The following is a 1,649-nucleotide window of genomic DNA, read 5'->3' on the forward strand; positions in this document are numbered from 1 at the left end:
TTATCGATAATCCAAACACCCATAGTGTTCTTTACTATGGATACGATCAAACATATGCGAGCTGCAGTTATTAAACTAAGCCGATTGTTCGAACAACTTCATATATCTCTTACTGTTTGAAACTTTTCTACTCCCGAAACGCTTTTCTATCGTACATTCCAGAAGCAAAGTAATGATACACAGAACAACGCTTCGTGCATGAGTTCGACAGTTTGTCCAAGAGCTTGTTGGGCAATTAGGCAACAAGGTGTTGGTCAAATCAATCTCATGATGGTTTCATCCATTCCAAACACATAATGGGGCAGAACCGAGCTAGCTCTTCTGAAGATCGAGAGCCATAGTCGATTGGTATAGTGGCGCGGAATAACGCTGGAAGATACTGCTGAACTGCTCTTGGTTATCGAGCACAAAAGTTACTCGAACATGATCTACATTACATGTGGTGAGGATTGAGCGTAACCAGCTAGCCAGAGAATCATTTAGAAGCCCCTCGCAATTAATAAACCAGATCCACGTTGGCTTATCACTTAGGATGATATCCATGATTTGCGACTTGTTTCTGTAATCTTTATCTGCAAGTGAGAGTAGGTCGATGTAGATCGTTTGAACCCCTAATCCATTGTTGATGCGATTGTATGTATTCTGGAGGTCTTCTCTACACTCATTAGTGAAAGTATGAAATCTCATCATACCCAGCTCCCAATACCCATTTATTAGGCGCTCATGCGAGCCAACAGGCCATTTATCCAAATTAGGGACGATAGATTGTGGGGTTGTATTCTTCATTCATCCATCCTATTTGTTGGGTGAGTGCCCCGTCTTCTTCGCTAACTGTTGCATCGCTTCTGCAAAGGTTGTTGTCGCACCTTTTGCTTTAACCTGAACCACCTTAAATCCCATTTTCTCCAGCGCTTTGCGCTCTTCCACAACGGCTTTGTCATCTTGCTGACTGCCTGGTACTGGCTGATGAATATAACACCCTTCTAATTGACCATCTTCAACCAGCTGGTGGTGTTTCAGTGCGTTTATATCAAATTTCATAGTGAGTCTTTTGTTTTGTAGAGAATATAGATGCTAATGCAAGAAGGGTTAAGCGACCATCGCCTTTATTGCTTGCAGTGGCTACAGCCTAACTCTATTAGTAATGTTTTGGAAACAGTAAAACGCTTTAGGGCTTACTAATCACAAAGTAACCAACCTGTTAAAGTGTTGTGATAAATAATTACAATTAAAGACAGGACAATGTGATGCAAGGGATAGATAGCTACGAAGCGTTCATCAACGCCGCCAAAGAGTTCATTCCTCAAGAACGAATTATTACTGATTACCTTAGAAAGCTAGCGTACGGAACCGACGCGAGTTTTTACCGATTAGTTCCTAAAGTTATTGTTCAAGTCGCTAATGAGCAAGAAGTGATTGAGCTAATGACGTTGGCAAGCCAAATGAGTTTGCCTATTATCGGGTCAAACCATTACAGATTCCATTCTGATATCGATCACATCGGATTGGAAAGACTTTGAAATTCTCGATGAGGGCCAACGAATTCGCATGCAATGTGCCTGTGCAAAAAGGGAGCAGCACAATGGGTTCTTGAGGGGGATATCAAAGCTTGTTTCGAAAAGATAGGTCACCAGAGGCTACTTGATAAT

Annotated in this window: 3 protein-coding genes; 1 reads left to right on the forward strand and 2 read right to left on the reverse strand. The window is 41.7% G+C overall.

What is annotated here, in order from left to right:
• Window positions 1-312: 312 nt before the first annotated feature.
• Together KIV40_RS29010 and KIV40_RS29015 are read right to left on the reverse strand one after the other, a co-directional pair.
• Entirely contained in the window at window positions 313-786 is a 474-nt protein-coding gene (locus tag KIV40_RS29010) for a hypothetical protein (RefSeq protein ID WP_285352687.1), read from the reverse strand.
• Between the two features lie 9 nt (window positions 787-795).
• On the reverse strand, window positions 796-1,041 hold the full coding sequence (locus KIV40_RS29015; protein ID WP_285352688.1) for a hypothetical protein: 246 nt from the start codon (window positions 1,039-1,041) through the stop codon (window positions 796-798).
• Between the two features lie 206 nt (window positions 1,042-1,247).
• Here KIV40_RS29015 and KIV40_RS29020 point away from each other — a divergent pair, with 206 nt between their 5' ends.
• Window positions 1,248-1,520 carry a hypothetical protein gene (locus KIV40_RS29020; protein ID WP_285352689.1) on the forward strand — a complete coding sequence of 91 codons (273 nt, stop codon included), beginning with the start codon at window positions 1,248-1,250 and terminating at the stop codon, window positions 1,518-1,520.
• The last annotated feature ends 129 nt before the right edge of the window (window positions 1,521-1,649 follow it).

This window comes from Vibrio sp. D173a, from assembly GCF_030248475.1.